Here is an 18,619-nt window from a genome sequence, read left to right as displayed (position 1 = left end):
AATTTAGGTTAGGGGACATCTCATGGTGTCTCCTTTTTTGCGGTTTAATGTTTTGCCTACAGGGAAAAACTGCCAAATTCTGGCCTGTTTTTTTATTTCTCGGCTATTCATTTCTTTTTCCGTATTTTTGCACCCGAAAATTCATTATTCATTACTAATTATTAATTAAGATGCTTTCGGTTCAAAGTTTAGGATTACATCATTCAGGAAATTATTTATTTCAAAATGTCAATTTCACCATTAAAAAGGATGATAAAGTGGGTCTCGTTGGTAAAAACGGAGCAGGAAAATCCACTTTATTGAAAATGCTTTCCGGAGAAATTAATTTCTACGAGGGAGAAGTTGTCACTGAAGGAAGTGTTACCATTGGTTTCCTGAAGCAGGATCTTGATTTCGTAAAAGGAAGAACGGTCTGGGCAGAAACCATGCAGGCTTTTGAACAGATCAATGCCTGGAAGAATGAGCTTGAAGAAGTAAATCACCAGATGACTGTAAGAACAGATTACGAAAGTGATTCCTATACGGATCTGATTAATAAAATGACCGAGCTGAACGACCTTTTGATGAACCATGATGCCTACAATCTTGAGGGTGACATGGAAAAAGTGTTATTCGGTTTAGGATTTAAAGCAGATGATTTCCAGAAAATCACCGATGAATTTTCCGGAGGATGGAGAATGAGAATCGAATTGGCAAAATTACTTCTTCAGAAGAACGATATTATGCTTCTCGATGAACCCACCAACCACCTGGATATGGAATCCATCATCTGGCTGGAGAACTTCCTTAAGGATTATCCCGGAGCTATTGTTCTGGTAAGTCACGATAAACAGTTTATGACAGCGGTTTGTAACCGTACTTTTGATATCAACAACAAAAAAGTTGACGATTACAAAGCCAACTATTCCAAGTATCTGATCATGAGAGAAGACCGCCGTGAAAAACTGATTCAGGCTAAAAAGAACCAGGATGCGGAGATCAAACAGATGGAGGATAACATTAATAAGTTCCGTGCAAGTGCTACCAAAGCGTCTTTCGCACAGTCACTTATTAAAAAATTAGATAAAATCGAACGTATCGAAGTGGATAACGAGGACGTTTCAAAATTCAATATCCGTTTCGTACAGTCTATGGTTCCGGGGAAAGTGATCTTCGAAGCTATCAATCTTGGAAAAGCCTACGGACAGAAGCAGATTTTTGATGATGTAGATTTTATCGTTCAGAGAGGAGACAGAATTGCGCTTCTGGGGCAGAACGGACAGGGAAAAACTACGCTGGCTAAAATCCTGGCAGGAGATATCAAAGACTATTCAGGAACATGGAATCTTGGTCATAATGTCAATATCGGATATTTCGCTCAGAATCAGGAAGAGGTTTTAACACCTAATAAAACAGTGCTGGAAGAAGCTGAAGATGCTGCAACAGAAGAAACAAGACCAAGAGTAAGAGACTTATTAGGATCTTTCCTTTTCCAGGGAGATGCCGTTACTAAAAAAACAAAAGTACTTTCCGGAGGAGAGAGAAACCGTCTGGCACTTTGTAAACTTTTGCTTCGTCCTTTCAACACGCTGATTATGGACGAACCTACCAACCACCTTGATATCCAGTCTAAGGAAATTATCAAGCTGGCACTGCAGAATTTTGAAGGAACTTTAATTGTCATCTCTCACGACAGGGAATTCCTTCAGGGGCTTTGTGATAAAATCTACGAATTCCGTGATGGGAAAATGAAAGAATTCCTTGGTGATATCAATGAATATCTTGAGTACAGACAGAAAGAAACCATCAGAGAGATTTCTGCAGAAAAAGCCAAACTTCATACGGAAGTAAAGGTGGAACCTAAGAAAGTAGAGGAGAAACCTGTTGTAAGCAGCAGCCAGTCTTCAAATATTGTAACTAAAGAACAGAAAAATATTCAGAATAAAATCAAGAAAGTGGAAGAGAAAATTTCTGAGCTTGAAACAAAAGTAGAGCAGATGGAAGCATCTTTTGCCAAAGAAAATCCTTCAGATGAAACCTTAGAAGAATACAACAAAGCTAAGGAGGAGCTGGATACAGCTTTACAGGAGTGGGAATATCTTGGAACCCAACTGGATTAAACTACAATATAAATGCTTTATCAACCAAAAATGATGAAGCATTTTTTTTGTAACAAAACCGTATTTACTTCTACCTATTGTCAACAGTTATTAAGTAATTTAATAAAAGTTTAAGGAAACAATTAAATTATTTTCATAATTTTGAACCATGATATTTAAAGAAAGCAGAAACCTAAAGAGTTTTATCTCCAAGCTGTTGTTTGGAGTGTATTTTCTCGCGCTGCTTTCTCAAAGCTTTCACCATCACGATTCTGTAGATTATTTTAAGGCTTTTCATCTTAAAAAAGCAGAAAATACGATGACGAAAGCCGTTACTAAAGAGAAAGCTGGCGACTGTCTGGCCTGCCACTTTTTGGTTACCGGACATACATTAGCTCCTGAAGAATTCAACTTTACTTTTGAGCATTACAGCCATGAAGTAAAACAAATCATCGCCATTCAGGAGAAAATCTGGTCACAGACCAAATTCACCTTCCAGCTTCGGGGGCCGCCCGCACTTGCATAATTCATAGATTCTATAGGGTTTAAAGTTTTGTACTTTAAAGTTCAATGTTTAAAGTTTAAGGTTTAAAGTTGCTGGAAAAACAACTGTTGATTTGTAATTGGTATTTAAATAATCTTCAATTACTAATTTCTAGCTTCTAACCTCTAACTTCTCATCAGACATTAGACTTTTACATTGTACAATTAAAACTAACCCTTCTCACAAATTTTAACGAAAATGTACCCTGTTGAAATGGGTACGCAATCAATCTATTTACAATGAAATTGATATATTGCCTGCTGCTGGTCTTTTGCGGATCAGTATTTACAAGTGCACAAAAAACTTATACTGTAGAGGGAACCGTTCAGGATTTCCATGATAAAACATGGCTGGAAAATGCAGTGATTAAAATCGGGAACTTTACAGCTAAAACCAATAAGAAAGGTCAATTTTCTTTTGACAAAATTCCTGCAGGAAAGTATACACTCATTGCTCAACATCCTGATTGCAATGATTATACTGAAAATATAGGAGTTGATAAGGATGTTCAGCTGGTGATTACACTGGAACACCACATTAAAGATATCGAAACTGTGACCATTCACGGAAGTCATAAAAATAATGGAAGTATGGTGGTGAAAACACTTGATAAATCAACGCTTTCACGAAATGTTACTGAGAACTTAGGAAATTTATTAACCAATATTTCTGGTGTCAATGTTCTGAAAACAGGAAATAACATAGCAAAGCCTATTATCCATGGTCTTTATGGAAGCAGGGTTTCCATCCTTAATGATGGGGTAAAGCTTGCTGAACAGGAATGGGGAGTAGAGCACGCTCCTAACGTAGATGTCAATAATTTTGAACATATTGATGTCATCAAAGGAGCATCAGCTTTGAAATATGGAGCAGGTGCTGTAGGTGGGGTTGTAGTTTTACAGCCTCAGGTTTTGCCAAAGAAAGATACTATTATGGGAAATGTTTCTCTTTCCGGGATTTCAAACGGAAGAGGCGCTGATCTTAACGTAAAACTCGCAAAAACATGGGAGAACGGATGGGCTATAAAAACCAATGGAAGCTATAAAAAACTGGGAGATCTTGAAGCTCCGGATTATGGCTTGATGAATACCGGGCTTGAAAGTTCTGGATTTAATTTTGGGGTGCAGAAAATGACATTTGAAAAAGGATTTTCTTTTGATTATTATCTGACCAAAAGCACTGTCGGGATTCTTAGAAGTTCTCACGTAGGAAACTCTGAAGATTTGCGTAATGCCCTTACTTCTCCGGAACCAATCTATCAGAGAGATTTTAGTTATGATATTGATAATCCCAGACAGGAGATTGAACATCATATTGCTAAAGTTTCGGCTTACAAAAGGTTTGAAAATTTTGGAAAAATAACGGCTACTTACAGCTTTCAGTACAATCATAGAAAAGAATATGATATCAGACGTACAGAAGCATTAAGTAAAAAACCTGCTTTGGACCTTGAACTGATCACCAATGATCTGAATGTAAACCACCTGATAGAAAGAGCAAACTGGAATCTTGAAACAGGAATTAATGCAGGATATCAAAACAATTATTCCAATACCCAGACCGAGGCGAGACGTCTTGTTCCGAACTATGACAGATACTATGCAGGAATTTATTCCGTATTGAAATATAAAATTGCACCGGAGCTGGATCTTGAACTGGGAGGCAGATACGATTATGATCATTACGAAGTAACAAAATGGTATGATCTGAGTGACTGGAATAAAAAATATGCAGCAGATTATTCAGATTTTGTAGTAAGAATCAACCAAAACAGAATTCTTACCAAGCCGTCTTTAAGTTATAATAATATTTCAGTAAACGGGGGAATTGTTTACCATCCATCCGAATATTTTAACCTGAAATTCAATTACGCCAGGGTTTCAAGATCTCCGAATATCGCAGAACTTTTTGCAGACGGACTTCACCATTCTGCAGCGATCATTGAAAGAGGGGATATGAGAATGAAAAGTGAAACCGGAAATCAGTTTAATTTGGTGGCAGACGTAAAAGCAAATGTCCTGAAAGGATTAAATATTTCTGTAAACCCGTATTTCTTTTATACTCAGAATTTCATCAATCAGATTCCTACAGGTTATCTGAATACACAATGGGGTGGAGCTTTTGTAGAGTATAGTTATCAGCAGATCAATGCAAAAATGTATGGATTGGATATCGATGCTCAGCTTAAAATTACAGATAATCTGACATACAAAGGAAGCGGTTCCTATGTGTATGGACAGGATACTACTCATGATGTGCCGCTTATTTTAATGATGCCGCCGAATTTTAACAATTCATTGGAATTCAGTAAAAAAGAATGGAAAAGCTTCTATTTCACAGTGAGTAACAATACTTATCTGAAACAGACGAGATTTCCTGTTTATAACGTTCCGATCAGATTATTTGATTCGGACGGAAATCCTTACAATGAAGAAGTGGATATTTCTACACCTCCAAACGTATATTCCCTTTGGAACCTTCAGACAGGGGTAAATCTGTCTAAAAATTTCGGAATTGATTTTTCAGTCCGAAATATATTCAACAAGTCTTACAGAGATTATCTGAACAGACTACGTTTCTTTTCCAACGAAATGGGAAGAAACTTCATTTTAACTCTTAAATATCAATTTTAATTACTTAAAATCAAAAACATGAAAAATATTTTTAAAAATACAACACTTATCTTAGGACTTTTATTCTTAGCTGTTTCTTTAAGCTTAGCATCGTGTAACAGAAGCGATGATGAAGCAGATGACCTTCCTCAGGAAGAATTGTCAGATGTTCTCTTAAGAGTAACGGATGAAGCTACAGGAGTTCCCGTAGTTTATGATTATCAGGTGAACAGTACTACTAATCCTAATGTTAAACTGATCAATGGCCATACTTATAATGTAGAAGTTATTTTCAAAAACGGAGATGAAGATGCTACTCAGGAAATTAAAGACGCAAAAAATGAACATTTCCTTGTATATAATTTTCCTAACTCAGATATCACCTTAACCCGTACAGATGATGAATCTTCCAAAAGAGATGATGGAAACCGTGTTGGGTTGAAAACAAAATGGGCAGTCAATACCGCTGTAAAAAATGCTTCAGCACCTAGTCAGCTGGTTCTTACATTGTTCCATGAGCCGGTAACAGTTTCTGAAGCTTCTGCTGTAAGTGGAAACGGAGTGATTTACGGAACTCATACAGGAGGAGAAACAGACGCGGAGGCCAACTATAATATTATTAATTAATATACCTTTAATCTTGTTTGGGCCACCGGAATTTTCCGGTGGTTTTTTATTTAACAATATTTGGCTTTATAAGTTGATTTTAAATGAGTTTTTTTCATAAAAAATTCCTATTTTTGCAACCTAAAATTTTAATCAATAATGAAGGTTACCGCACAAAACCATGATGATGTAAGTGCATTGCTTACAGTAACATTGGAAAAATCTGACTACAAAGAAAAAGTAGAGAAGCAGTTGATTAATTATGCTAAAAATGCGCAAGTTCCTGGATTCAGAAAAGGGAAAGTGCCTTTGAGTATGGTTAAAAAACAATATGAAGCAGGTATTGCATTTGAAGAAATCAACAGACAAGTTTCTGATGCTTTAAACAACTATGTTAATGAAAACAAACTAAGATTAGTTGGTCAGCCTGTTCCTCAGCCAGTAAACGAATTCGATTACAATGCTGATCAATTAGAAGTTGCTTTCGAAGTAGGATTTGAGCCTGAATTCACTATAGATTTAGCTAAATATGAAGCTCCTCACTACAAAGTAGAAGCTTCTGACAAAGAAATCGGTAAGAGCATTGAAAACATGCAGAAGCGTTTCGCTGAGCAGGTTCCTCAAGATAAAATCACTAAAGATTCTTACATTGCTTTAGAAGTTTCTCAGGTTGTGGAAGAAGATGCTGAAGGTGAGCACCACCACCACCCAAAAAACCTTACTATTACAGCTGAAAACAAAGAAGCTTTCAAGTTGGTAAAAGGTTTGAAAATGGATGAATCTGTAAAAGTGACTAAAGAAACTCTTGCAGGTGACGAAGAATTAGCTAAAGAATTAGGATTCAGCAAAGAAGAAGTTGAGCACCTGCACCACAATGAGATAGAAGTTAAAGTAAAAGATTTCTATTCATTAAACTTAGCTGAGCTTAACCAGGATCTTTTCGACAAAGTATACGGAGAAGGAAACATCAAGTCTGAAGAAGAGCTTAAAGATAAAGTAAAAACTGAATTAGACGAGTATTTCCAGCAGAATGCTGATGTTCACTTTGTGAATAAAGTATTGGAGCAGGTAACTGAGAAAGAAGAAGTAAAACTTCCTGAATCTTTCCTTGTGAAGTGGTTATTATTCTCTAACCAGAATATCCAGTCTGAAGAACAGGCTAAAGAAATTCTTGAAGCTGAGAAAAACCAGTTGAAATATCAGATCATCGAAGGTAAATTGATGACTGAGAACGAAATCAGCCTTGACTATGCTGATGTATTGGCTCAGGCAGAACAATTGGTGAAAAACCAATTGGCTATCTACGGAATCCACCACTTAGGAGATGAAGAAATCCAGAAATATGCTGTTGAAATGTTGAAAGACCAGGAGCAGGTAAGACAAATTTCTTCTGAAGTAGCTATGGCTAAACTGAAAGATGTAATTCTTGAAAAAGCGACTAAAAAAGAAACTAAAATTTCTCACGACGAATTTTTAGAAGAACTTAAGAAATAATTATACCCGGATATAAATATTTGAAAACCGTCAATTTTTTGGCGGTTTTTTTGTTGTAAATCTCTTCTAAGAATTACGTCAGATATGTTCCGTATACCAATTGGCCGGGTTTTTGTTTCCAAAGTTCTTGTAGAGCATTCATCAATCATCAACTATCAATTTATCAATCATTACTAATTGCTCATTACTCATTACTTATTTGTATGTCCGCCAATATTCCTATATTTACCCTTTAAACTTTATTATAAATATGAAAAAGATCATCATTCCATTTTTCTGCGCTGTACTTTTCTCAGTACCTGCAGCAGCTCAGAAGAAAGGGGCTGCATCTGCTAAAACAGAAGCCGTACAATCAAAACTTACACCTAAAGAGGTTGTTGATAATTATTTCAAAGCACTAGGTGGAAAAGATAAACTAGACGCTGTAAAATCTACCATTACTGATAACACTGTTGCTGTGCAGGGAATGGAAATCCAAATGACAACTAAGAAATTAGGAAATAAATTCAAATCTGTACAATCCTTCATGGGAAAAGAAATGGTGCAGCTTTTTGACGGTGAGAAAGGATATTTTGATCAGATGGGAACTAAAACAGATATTCCTGCTGACAAAATTGCTGACCTGAAAAAAGGAAAGCCAATGGATGCCTTAGCATTTGATGCTTCGAATTTCAAGACTGTTTCTACAGAAAAACTTGACGGAAAAGATTATAATGTCCTGTCTTCAGACAAAGGAAAATTCTATTTCGATGCGGGAACAGGACTTTTGTACAAGACAGATGCAGGAGAAGGTAAAGCAACCATTAAAAGCTATATGGCTGTAGACGGAATACAGTTCCCTGCTGAAGTGGAAGCTGAAGGCGGAGGTCAGAAAATGACCATTAAAACTACAAAAGTAGTCATCAACTCCGGAGTAACGGATGCTGATTTTAAATAAGGAAATGCTTTTTAAGTAATCAAAACCGGGAATTCCCGGTTTTTTTTATGGTAGAAATATGAACCGAATGCTGATAAGTTTTCTTAATGTACTATTTCAGCGTTTCAGAAACTGAATTTTTTCAATCAAAACAATTAGGCTGTTGTATTTTATATCGTTTTTTGGGTTTAAAAGAAGTATATATGGATCTGTTAACCGCAATTTCAAGAAAAATGAATCAGATGAGCTTATTTTTAATTAGTCTATTTTAAATAATTAATGAATGTTTTTAATTAAAAATCAATATAAGCAATATAAAAGAAACAATTTGCTTTCATTTTATAATAATTAAATTTTTTAACTTGAATTTAACCCTCTGCTAAAGCCCGGTCACTGGGAGAATTGATATTTTTGAAAGGTCAAAAAATAATGTAGATGAAAAGAATGTTATCTTCGTTTTCAGCCATCTTTCTGATGTCTGTCAATATCTATGGACAAAACATCCCTGTGGATCCGTCCGTAAGAATCGGTACTCTCTCCAATGGAATGAAGTACTATATCAAAAAAAATATTTTACCGGAAAAAAAAGTAGAATTCCGTCTGGCAATCAATGCCGGATCTATTCTTGAAGATGAAAACCAAAGAGGACTGGCTCACTTTATGGAGCATATGAACTTCAATGGAACCAAAAATTTTCCTGACAATAAATTAGTAGACTTTTTACAATCTATCGGGGTAAAATTCGGGCAGCACCTTAATGCTTACACCAGCTTTGACGAAACTGTCTACATGCTTCCTGTCCCGTTGGATAAACCTGGAAATCTGGATGCCGGTCTGAAAGTAATGGAAGACTGGGCATTTAATGCAACACTTTCTGACGAACAAATCAATAAAGAAAGAGGAGTTGTACTGGAAGAGCTAAGATTAGGTCTCGGACCGGATAAGAGAATGATGGATAAATACCTGCCAAAGCTTTTATACCAATCTCAGTACGCAGAAAGACTTCCTATCGGTAAAAAGGAAGTGCTGGAAAACTTCAGACCTGATCTTATCCGGAAGTTTCATCAGGATTGGTACCGTCCGGATCTGATGGCAATTGTGGTAGTAGGAGATATCAATGTGGATGAAATAGAGAAAAAGATCAGGAATAACTTCAGCCAATATAAAAATCCTTCAAAACCCAGAGAAAGAAAATCATTTGATCTTCCGAATCATAAAGAAGCACTGGTAGCTATTGAGACTGATCCTGATGCTACGGGTTCAGGAGTGCAGTTTATCATCAAAGATTCTGAAGTATACCAGCCGGATGTAACAGTGCAGCAATATGATAAAAGTATTGTTGAAGGCCTTGTGAATATTATGCTGAACAGCAGGCTGGCAGAACTGGTTAATTCTCCAAATCCTCCTTTTACTTATGGTTCAGTATACCATGGAGGAACTTACGCAAGAAACAAAGAAGCATTTCAGGGTGCCGCAGCTACAAAAGACGGCGATCAGCTGAATGCACTGAGAGTCCTTTTGGAAGAAGTGGAAAGAGCAAAAAGATTCGGATTTACCCAATCTGAACTGGACAGGGCAAAAGCCGGAATGCTTTCCTCTTATGAATGGGCTTACAACAACAAAGACAAAAACCTAAGCGGTGAACTTATCGATGGCTACGTGAACCATTTCCTGAGACATGAGCCAATACCTGGAATTACCTGGGGATATGAACATATTAAAGAAGTTCTTCCGTCCATAGCGCTGGAACAGACCAATGAAATTATCAAAAAGCGGGTAAAGAATGACAGCAGGGTCATTATTATTACAGGTCCAAAAAAGGAAGGTATTACCATGCCAACAGAGGCGATGGTTCTGAAGACATTTGATGCTGTGAAAGTGGCTGATCTTAAACCTTATGAAGAAAAAAAGAAAACTGAAAGCTTAATAAAACCTTTTAAATCCGAAGGGAAAATTACTAAAACAGAAGCAGACGCCAAATTAGGAACGACCACATGGACTTTGAACAACGGAGCTCAAGTTACTTTCAAGAAAACAGATTTTAAAGATGATGAGATTGTTTTTGCAGCAATAAGCCTCGGAGGACTGTCTGTCATTCCGGATGCCGATTACAATAAAACAAAATTTGCATTTGATGCTTTACTGGAAGCCGGATTAGCAGGGCTTTCAAAGACAGATCTTGCTCACTATCTTGCAGGAAAACAGGTGAGTGTAAGCTCTTATGTCGGTGGCCTTACAGAAGGTATTTCAGGAACAAGTTCGAAAAAAGATCTTAAGACTGCCATGGAACTGATCTATGCCTGCTTTACAGACTTAAATTATAACCCGGAATCATTCAACACCTATAAAACAAAGAAATCTGCCATGCTGGCGAATGTGGATTCTGATCCGGAATACTATTTCTCCAGTGAATATTCCAAATTTATCAATCAGAAGAATCCAAGATTTACCGGCCTTGAACCTACCGAAAAAGACTGGGCGAATACAGATTATAAAAAAGCATATGATATTTACAAAGATAAATTTGCCAATGCAGGTAATTTTCATTTCTATTTTGTGGGGAATATAGATGAAGGGCAGCTTAAAAGTGAGATCCTGCAGTATATTGCTTCCCTTCCTGCTACAGGAAAATCGTCTACATTTAAAGATACAGGCTACAGACCAGTGAAAGGAGGATATACAAAGGTTTATAAAAAAGGAAAAGAACCGAAGAGCCTTGTCACAATTTCTTACAGCGGAGAAGCGCCTTATAATGAGAAGGAAGCTATGGCGCTTTCAGCTCTTGGAGAGGTCGCTACGATTAAAGTTCTCGAAAAACTGAGAGAAGACGAAAGTGGTATTTACGGCGGAGGCGCAAGCGGAAGCTTCAGTAAAATTCCTTACAGTGCTTATGATTTTAGTGTTAATTTCCCTTGTGGTCCTGAAAATGTGGATCAGCTTACAAAAAGTGCAGTGGCCGAACTACAAAAACTGATAGACAAGGGTCCTGAGCAAAAAGATCTTGATAAATACAAAGAAGGAGAATACAATGAATATAAAACAAGTCTTAAAGACAATGGATTCTGGTTACAGGGAATTGCTCAAAATCAATTAGACGGAAGTGATCAATATAATATTCTGAATTACCCGGACAAAGTAAAAGCACTTACGGTAAAAGACCTTCAGGATGTTGCCTGGAAATATCTGACAAAAGAAAAAAATGTAGCCATACTTATGCCTGAAGACGGTTGGGAGAATGTTAAAAAAAATGAAACCGAAAAAGGAAGTACAACGAACTAATTCATTTTTATTGTCAACAAAAATAAAAAACCGCAGAGAGAGCTGCGGTTTTTATTATTTCATTCGAATACGTATCGGTTAAGAACCATACTCTTTTTTCCATTCTTCAGCAGCTTCGCTCAGAACAGTATAGAATTCTTCACCATACTTTCTCGTCAGTGGAGTTTTTAAAAACTTATACACAGGAACCTGAAGTTCTTTTCCAAGCGTACAGGCATCGCTGCATACATTCCACTCATGATAATTCAATGCGGTAAATGAAGAATATTCCGTAACACGGATTGGGTAAAGATGGCATGATATAGGTTTCTGCCAGTCTACTGCACCATCTTCATATGCTTTCTCAATACCACATTTGGTAATTCCTTTTTCATCAAAGGTTACATAGGCACACTCGCGGTTCTCCACCATTGGAGTAACATACATTCCGTCGTGTGGATCAGTAGTCCATGTTCCCTGTTCTTCAAGGGCTTTAATACCTTCCTGAGTAAGGTAAGGTTTTATTTTGTCAAAAATACTGTCCAATATTTCAAGCTCGTCTTTATCCAACGGAGCTCCCACATCTCCTTCCACACAACATGCACCTTTACATTTCGTAAGGTTGCAAACAAATTCTTCGGAAAAAATTTCCTCAGAAATCAATTTATCGTCTATCTGAATCATAATTTTCTAAAATAAATCAAAAACTGTACCCGCTTTGAAGGTCAGTAAACTAATAATAATAAGCCAAACACTGGCTTCACGCATCCAGTATTTAGGTAAAAATCTCATCATTCTGCTCAGAATAATACTTGAAGGAAATGCCAGAAGCAGCAGATATTCATAGCTTTTATTCATATATAGAATGATGGTAACAAGCTGTGCTACTGAAAAGACCAGCAGGAAAGTGTATTTATATCTGCTTATCGGACTTTTCTTGTTATAATTTTTAAAATGGTCGTACACTGCATAAATAAGCATCAGAACCACAGGAATCAGCGGAAGAAGTTCCGTGTAATCCGTTACCGGCTTCATTTTTCCAAACGGAAAATAATCGATATTCCATGAAGTGAACTGAACGAAATACATGACAGAAAAATAACTGAATGTAATCAGAACAATCCCCAGAAGGAATCTGAAAAGATTCAACCCGATTTTGGCGGAGGTTGCAATCACGTGAATGATCACAAAAACAGCCATTGGCCAGGTGGTAGGAAGAAAAATAAAGTTCAGGGCTACAATAGATCCTACCAATACATAGGATTTTTTCCTGATATCTTCATCTGCACTCGTCAGAAGCAGGATAAGGAAAGAGTTGGTAAGCAGAGAAACTGCAATTCCTATATCCAGATTTCCGGGATACAGTCCGAAAATAAAAAAGGTGTATAAAAATAAGGGCAGATGGGTCTGATAATTAAGGGCAACACTGTGAAAACAAAAATATCCCAAAGCAATTCCCAGAAAAGTTATTCCGGCAACTATGGCTTCGTAAGTATTGAAATTCAGTATGTTAAATATTATGACTACTAAAAGAAGAAAACCAATATAAACAGGAATTGAAAAAATATTGCTTTCTTTTGAAAGTAATTTAAACATTTTTTATAAATTTGTACAAAGTTAATTTAAAAAAGGAAAATAATGACGTCTTTCTTTCTATTCTTAAGCAAAGTTTTCAAATGGTCTTTCGGTTTCTTTGATGCTTTCGGTAATGTTTTAAACTGGATTCTATTTATAGTTTGCTGTGTACTATTCACTTATTGGTGCTACGTACTGGTGGTTACACTAGGTGGCGATAAAGATAAAGACTATTATTCTCCAACGGAAGGTAAGCACCCTTACTACGATCCGAATATCTATAAAAAAGAAGGTTAATTAATTGGTTATATAGTAAAAAACCGATCAAACAATAGGTTTGATCGGTTTTTTTATTACTAACGATTAAAATTTTCTTTTTCTTAGTCGTGAATCGGAAGTACCAGAACAGGAATACTTGAACTTTTCGTTATTCCTTTGGTTAAGCTTCCCACGAATACATCATAAATTCCGCTTCTGCCGTGTGATCCCATCACGATATAATCAGCATTTTTGGCTTTTGCATGTTCAAGAATAATATCTTTTGCAAGTCCCTGTTTTAAAAGGTGTTCACAATCAATATCATGGCTGATGATTCTTTGCTCAATTTTATTAAGCTGCACCAGCTCTTCCCTGATTTCATTGGCTTCCACTTCCGGAAAATATTGAAATCCCATGTCACCAATAGCAAAGCCGATATCTGATGGCGCTACGTGGATCAGGTAAATTCTGCCGTTAAGCTGTTTTGCAAATTTTATGGCACCGTCTACCAATTGGTCTGTCTTGTCCCCAAAATCTACGGGTAATACAATATTTATCATAACCTCTAATTTTGTTACCTAAAGATAGGAAAAATTTGTCAGATTTTAATATTAAATACTTATAATATTCGGATATCAAGGATTTTTTCCTCCTGAAGATAAGCTTCCAGAATATCATTTTCTTCTACTTTGCCAACCCCTTTTGGAGTTCCTGTGAAAATAAGATCACCTACCCTTAACGTAAAATACTGAGAAGCAAAAGCTATAATATCATCAAAATTGAACATCATATCCTTCGTATTGCCATCCTGTACTTTTTCTTTATTTTTTAATAACGAAAACTGAAGGTTTTCAAGACTGAAGTTCTCTTTTTTAAAGAAACTGCTTACCACAGCAGAACCGTCAAAACCCTTGGCAAGCTCCCATGGAAGCCCTTTTGATTTCAGTTCGCTCTGAAGATCTCTGGCTGTGAAATCTATTCCCAGGCCAATTTCTTCATAATGCTTGTGCGCTGTTTCTTTCTGAATATATTTTCCTCCCTTTGAAATTTTTAATACCACTTCAAGCTCGTAGTGAATATCATTGGAAAATTCAGGAATATAAAAATCATTTCCTTTTAAAACAGCGGTATCCGGTTTCATAAAGATAACAGGATTCTCAGGAATTTCATTTCCCAATTCTTTCGCGTGTTCACTGTAGTTTCTTCCTATGCAGATTATTTTCATAACTCTTTTTTTATATTTTTTTTAACCCCGTCATTGCGAGGGACGAAGCAATCTTTTAGATCGTTTAAGACTATTGAGTCCTGAATAGATTAGTGGGTAAACTCATTCCCGCAATAGTAACATTTGAATTTGTGGCTCGTCAGAAAAGAAATTCCAAAGAAACTGGTAGCACTGTCATCCCTGTAAATATGATTGGAACCACATTTCGGGCAGACAAAATCAAACTCGGGATCTTCAATGGTATGTTCTACTTCCAGCGAGTATTGCTCATTGTCTTTATAGTCCTGCAGAATCTGCCGGGCCCTTTCCATATCTTCTTCAAATACCTGAAGCTGGATACCGCCTACTGCCTGAGACAGAAGCCAATCCGATTGGATGAGCTGCTCATTCGCAATGAAACTGTTGATACCGTTTTCAGCCAGTATCTGCTTGTCCCTGTTAGCTTCAAGGGCAGTTTCATAAAATTTAAAACGAACCAGATCAGACATTTTTAAAACCTGCTTGATAATTGAATTTTTGTAAAAATCTTTTTGGTATACAACGGGAAATCAGCGTTCTGAAGCCACCCGAAATATCCTAAGTCTTTTTGGAATACCGCTTTCACGCCCTGTCCTTTATATTTTCCAAAGTTGAAAACTTCTTCCATTTTTTCGTTATATCCGATAAATCCGGCAAGGTCTGCATTCTTATTATGGAATGTAAATTCACTTAACGGTGCTATTTCATTAGGAATATCATCATATTTTCCAACCTGAGCGTCAAGAACTTCAAACGTTGCCATTACATCAGCTTCTGCAGAGTGGGCATTTTCCAATGTTTTTCCACAGTAGAACTGGTAAGCTGCACCTAAATTTCTGGGCTCTTTTTTATGGAAAATAGTCTGTGCATCCACCAGTCTGAATTTACTCAGATCAAAATCCATTCCTACTCTTAAAAGCTCTTCAGCCAAAAGCGGAACATCAAACCTGTTGGAATTGAATCCTCCCAGATCACTTCCTGAAATCATTTCCATAATTTTAGCGGCAATATCCCTGAAAGTAGGAGCATCTTTTACATCTTCATCATAGATCCCGTGGATTTCACTGCATTCTTTTGGAATCGGCATTTCAGGATTTACACGCCATGTTTTGCTCTCTCTTGAGGCTTCCGGGTTTACTTTTAAGATACAGATTTCAACAATTCTGTCTTTTCCAATATTGGTTCCTGTGGTTTCCAGGTCAAAAATACAAAGCGGTTTATGGAGTTTTAAATTCATGTTAATGATTAATAATTTGAAATGTGTTTTATTTTAATAATTATTTTAGCTGTCCCTGAAAAATGAGAGATACCAGCATATAATAAATAACAAGCATTGGAATTCCAACAACCTGGAATATCGCAAGAATAGCAATTCCTCCCACCAGTAATACAACTTTAGGGTAGTTATCTTTTAATTGTTTTGATTTGAATTTCATAGCCATCATCCTGATTGGGCTGATCAGAAGCCATGACGTGAGAAGAGTGAGCAGAATCAGTAACAATTCATGATCAAACAAAAAGCTGAAATTTCCGGTTTCTTTAAAGGCATAATAAAGACCGAACAGTAAAACGGTATTGGTAGGTGTATTCAACCCTTTGAAATAATAACGCTGCTCTTCATCCAGATTGAAAATGGCAAGCCTCAGGCAGGAAAATACAGTGACAATGAGTCCCAGATACTTGATCTCAAATGGGAAATGCATTCCCAAAAGCTCAGCTCCAAAAGGTTCAAGGGCTTTATACATCGTAAGTCCCGGGATCACTCCAAAGCTTACCATATCCGCAAGCGAGTCCAGCTGAAGGCCAAGATTGGAGTTTGATTTTAAAGCTCTGGCTACAAAGCCGTCAAAAAAATCGAAAACCGAAGAGAGAATAAGGCAGATTGCCGTTGTCTGATAATCTCCTAAAATTAAATGTATTGCACCTACACAGCCTGCAAATAAATTAGCCAGGGTTAAGGCATTGGCCAGATTATTCTTTATAAAATCCATAAACACAAAATTACAGTTTTTAAAAATTCTAACTCAAAATAATCTGAACTAAAAAAGGCATTAAAGTGATTTTGATGTAAATTTGCTCCATGAAATTTTTAAAAGGATTTAGAAAACAGGAAGTTCTGGCATTGGTTTACAGGATTTTTCTGGCCTATGTTTTTTATCAGATTGCCAGACTTTTATTCTGGTATTTTAATAAAGATCTGATTAAAGTAGACTCCGTTTCAGAATATATAAAGCTGGCTTTCCATGGTACTGCTTTTGATACCACAGCCATTTTGTATGTTAATGCACTGTTTATATTGCTTAGTTTACTGCCGTTGGTCATCAACACAAAGAAAGTTTTTCAGAAAGTTCTTTTCTGGCTGTACTTTATTACCAACGGGATTGCTTATGCGATGAACTTCGGAGATTTTATTTACTATAAATTTTCACAGGCAAGGCTTACTTCGGCAGTATTTCAGGTTGCTGAGCACGAATCTAATATTTCTAAAGTGCTGATGATTTCTATCGGGCAGCATCCTTTTGTACTGATTTGGTTCATTGTGTTGATGATTTTATGGGTTTTCCTTTACAAAAGGGTAAAAGTGGAAGAGGTGAAACCTGCGAAACTGCTTCCTTACTTTATCACTTCCGTTCTTACACTTTGTATCACAGCGGTGCTGGTTGTGGGAGGAATCAGAGGAGATTTTAAACACAGTACCAGACCGATTAATATGGTGGATGCAACCCGTTTTGTAACCAATCCTCTGCAGGGAAATATGGTGCTCAATAGTACATTTTCCTTTTTCAGGACTTTAAATACCAATAATTTCAAGGAAGTTCATTTTGTAGATGAAAAGTTTATCGAAGAAAATGTTCAGCCCTATAAAGTATACGACAGGAAAGTGGAGAACCGTCCCAATATTGTTATTTTCATTGTAGAATCTTTCGGAAGAGAGTATTCAGGAGCCTTTAATAAAGACAAAAATATTAAAGACTACGTTTCTTATACTCCGTTTATGGATAGTTTAGCTAATCAAAGTCTTATTTTCCCAAATACTTTTGCAAACGGAAGACAGTCTATTCATGGGATGAGCAGTGTATTGGCCGGAATTCCGAGCCTGACGGATGCGTTTACAGGGTCTCCGTATTCCAATCAGAAAATTCAGTCCATTGTTTCCGTATGTAATGATCTTGGCTATGATACTTCTTTCTATCATGGGGCGCCTAATGGTTCTATGGGATTCCTTGGATTCGGAAATATCTTAGGATTTAAACATTATTTCGGGAAAACAGAATATAATCATGACGAAGATTTTGATGGAATGTGGGCCATCTGGGATGAACCTTTCCTTCAGTATTTTGCGAAAAACGTCGGAAAGAAGCAGCCTTTTATGACTACTGTATTTACTGCATCATCCCATCACCCTTTTAAAATCCCTGAAAAATATAACGGTAAATTTAAAAAGGGAAAAATAGAAATCCATGAGCCGATGCAGTATACGGATTATGCGATCAAAAAATATTTTGAAACAGCTAAAAAGCAGCCGTGGTATAATAATACGATCTTTGTTTTCACAGGAGATCATACCAACCAGGTCTATTATCCGGAATATGAAAGAGCCATGAACCGTTATGCTGTTCCGTTGGTTTTCTATTCTCCGAATCCTGCCTATCAGTTAAAAGGAGTCAGTGAGGAAATTGCGCAGCAGGCAGATATCTATCCTACACTGGCTGACCTTATCGGGTACAACAAACCAATCAGAAGCTGGGGAAGAAGTCTCGTGAGTGACAAAAAATATCCTTTCATTGTAGTCAACTCAGACGGAAGTACGGATCAGTTTATGATCGGAAATTATATTTATCGTTTTGACGGAAAAGAAATCATTGGAGTATATGATAAATCTGATCTGAGCCTGGAAAAAAATATCATGAATGAAGTTAAAAATCCTGAAACAGAACAAGGAAAGAAAACTGCAAAGGCCTGGTATCAGGACTATATGGATAGGGTGATTAACAGGAAACTTTATTAAGGAGAAAGAGGCAATTTTGGATTGAT

16 protein-coding genes are annotated in these 18,619 nt (G+C 36.7%); 9 read left to right on the top strand and 7 right to left on the bottom strand.

Annotated elements, in window-relative coordinates; translation table 11 throughout:
- Window positions 1-170 precede the first annotated feature (170 nt).
- The 7 genes from FFS26_RS18500 to FFS26_RS18470 all read left to right on the top strand — a co-directional run bounded on the left by FFS26_RS18500 (window position 171) and on the right by FFS26_RS18470 (window position 11,529).
- Window positions 171-2,099 (top strand): ABC-F family ATP-binding cassette domain-containing protein, encoded by a 1,929-nt coding sequence (locus tag FFS26_RS18500; protein WP_137905759.1) that lies wholly within the window; start codon window positions 171-173, stop codon window positions 2,097-2,099.
- Window positions 2,100-2,247: 148 nt separating this feature from the next.
- On the top strand, window positions 2,248-2,604 hold the full coding sequence (locus FFS26_RS18495) for a hypothetical protein (RefSeq protein WP_227943437.1): 357 nt from the start codon (window positions 2,248-2,250) through the stop codon (window positions 2,602-2,604).
- A gap of 257 nt (window positions 2,605-2,861) precedes the next feature.
- Window positions 2,862-5,255: a TonB-dependent receptor gene (locus tag FFS26_RS18490; RefSeq protein WP_137905758.1), complete on the top strand. Its 2,394-nt coding sequence runs from the start codon at window positions 2,862-2,864 to the stop codon at window positions 5,253-5,255.
- A gap of 18 nt (window positions 5,256-5,273) precedes the next feature.
- Complete coding sequence (locus FFS26_RS18485; protein WP_137905757.1) at window positions 5,274-5,861, top strand: hypothetical protein; 588 nt, start codon at window positions 5,274-5,276, stop codon at window positions 5,859-5,861.
- 138 nt (window positions 5,862-5,999) lie between these two features.
- On the top strand, window positions 6,000-7,334 hold the full coding sequence (locus FFS26_RS18480; protein ID WP_110007984.1) for a trigger factor: 1,335 nt from the start codon (window positions 6,000-6,002) through the stop codon (window positions 7,332-7,334).
- A 250-nt stretch (window positions 7,335-7,584) separates the two neighbouring features.
- Window positions 7,585-8,271 carry a hypothetical protein gene (locus FFS26_RS18475; RefSeq protein ID WP_110007983.1) on the top strand — a complete coding sequence of 229 codons (687 nt, stop codon included), beginning with the start codon at window positions 7,585-7,587 and terminating at the stop codon, window positions 8,269-8,271.
- Between the two features lie 414 nt (window positions 8,272-8,685).
- Window positions 8,686-11,529, top strand: coding sequence for a M16 family metallopeptidase (locus FFS26_RS18470; protein WP_110007982.1), 2,844 nt, complete (start codon window positions 8,686-8,688; stop codon window positions 11,527-11,529).
- 78 nt (window positions 11,530-11,607) lie between these two features.
- Here FFS26_RS18470 and FFS26_RS18465 read toward each other — a convergent pair whose 3' ends face one another.
- Together FFS26_RS18465 and FFS26_RS18460 are read right to left on the bottom strand one after the other, a co-directional pair.
- Window positions 11,608-12,192 carry a DUF3109 family protein gene (locus FFS26_RS18465; protein WP_110007981.1) on the bottom strand — a complete coding sequence of 195 codons (585 nt, stop codon included), beginning with the start codon at window positions 12,190-12,192 and terminating at the stop codon, window positions 11,608-11,610.
- Window positions 12,193-12,198: 6 nt separating this feature from the next.
- Window positions 12,199-13,104, bottom strand: a complete 906-nt coding sequence (locus FFS26_RS18460; RefSeq protein WP_110007980.1) for a DUF6427 family protein — start codon at window positions 13,102-13,104, stop codon at window positions 12,199-12,201.
- 42 nt (window positions 13,105-13,146) lie between these two features.
- On the opposite strand from FFS26_RS18460, the gene FFS26_RS18455 reads away from it, so the two are divergent.
- On the top strand, window positions 13,147-13,380 hold the full coding sequence (locus tag FFS26_RS18455; RefSeq protein ID WP_002976854.1) for a DUF6341 family protein: 234 nt from the start codon (window positions 13,147-13,149) through the stop codon (window positions 13,378-13,380).
- A gap of 83 nt (window positions 13,381-13,463) precedes the next feature.
- On the opposite strand, the gene FFS26_RS18450 is transcribed toward FFS26_RS18455, so the two are convergent.
- The 5 genes from FFS26_RS18450 to FFS26_RS18430 all read right to left on the bottom strand — a co-directional run bounded on the left by FFS26_RS18450 (window position 13,464) and on the right by FFS26_RS18430 (window position 16,575).
- On the bottom strand, window positions 13,464-13,901 hold the full coding sequence (locus FFS26_RS18450; RefSeq protein WP_062673831.1) for a universal stress protein: 438 nt from the start codon (window positions 13,899-13,901) through the stop codon (window positions 13,464-13,466).
- Between the two features lie 59 nt (window positions 13,902-13,960).
- The gene (locus tag FFS26_RS18445) at window positions 13,961-14,566 is read right to left on the bottom strand and encodes a fumarylacetoacetate hydrolase family protein (protein WP_110007979.1); all 606 of its coding nucleotides are present in this window, start codon (window positions 14,564-14,566) and stop codon (window positions 13,961-13,963) included.
- An 89-nt stretch (window positions 14,567-14,655) separates the two neighbouring features.
- A complete protein-coding gene (locus FFS26_RS18440) occupies window positions 14,656-15,054 on the bottom strand; it encodes a DUF2007 domain-containing protein (RefSeq protein ID WP_110007978.1) in 399 nt (132 codons plus the stop codon).
- Window positions 15,055-15,056: 2 nt separating this feature from the next.
- Window positions 15,057-15,821, bottom strand: coding sequence for a 3'-5' exonuclease (locus FFS26_RS18435; protein WP_137905756.1), 765 nt, complete (start codon window positions 15,819-15,821; stop codon window positions 15,057-15,059).
- A gap of 40 nt (window positions 15,822-15,861) precedes the next feature.
- On the bottom strand, window positions 15,862-16,575 hold the full coding sequence (locus FFS26_RS18430) for a CDP-alcohol phosphatidyltransferase family protein (protein WP_110007976.1): 714 nt from the start codon (window positions 16,573-16,575) through the stop codon (window positions 15,862-15,864).
- Between the two features lie 89 nt (window positions 16,576-16,664).
- Here FFS26_RS18430 and FFS26_RS18425 point away from each other — a divergent pair, with 89 nt between their 5' ends.
- Complete coding sequence (locus FFS26_RS18425; RefSeq protein WP_110007975.1) at window positions 16,665-18,593, top strand: LTA synthase family protein; 1,929 nt, start codon at window positions 16,665-16,667, stop codon at window positions 18,591-18,593.
- Window positions 18,594-18,619: the final 26 nt, after the last annotated feature.

The sequence above is a fragment of the Chryseobacterium sp. 2VB genome (assembly GCF_005503635.1).
GTDB classification, from domain to species: Bacteria; Bacteroidota; Bacteroidia; order Flavobacteriales; family Weeksellaceae; genus Chryseobacterium; species Chryseobacterium cupriresistens.
Note: the sequence above shows the minus strand (reverse complement) of the source record. Positions and strands in the feature narration are given on the sequence as shown.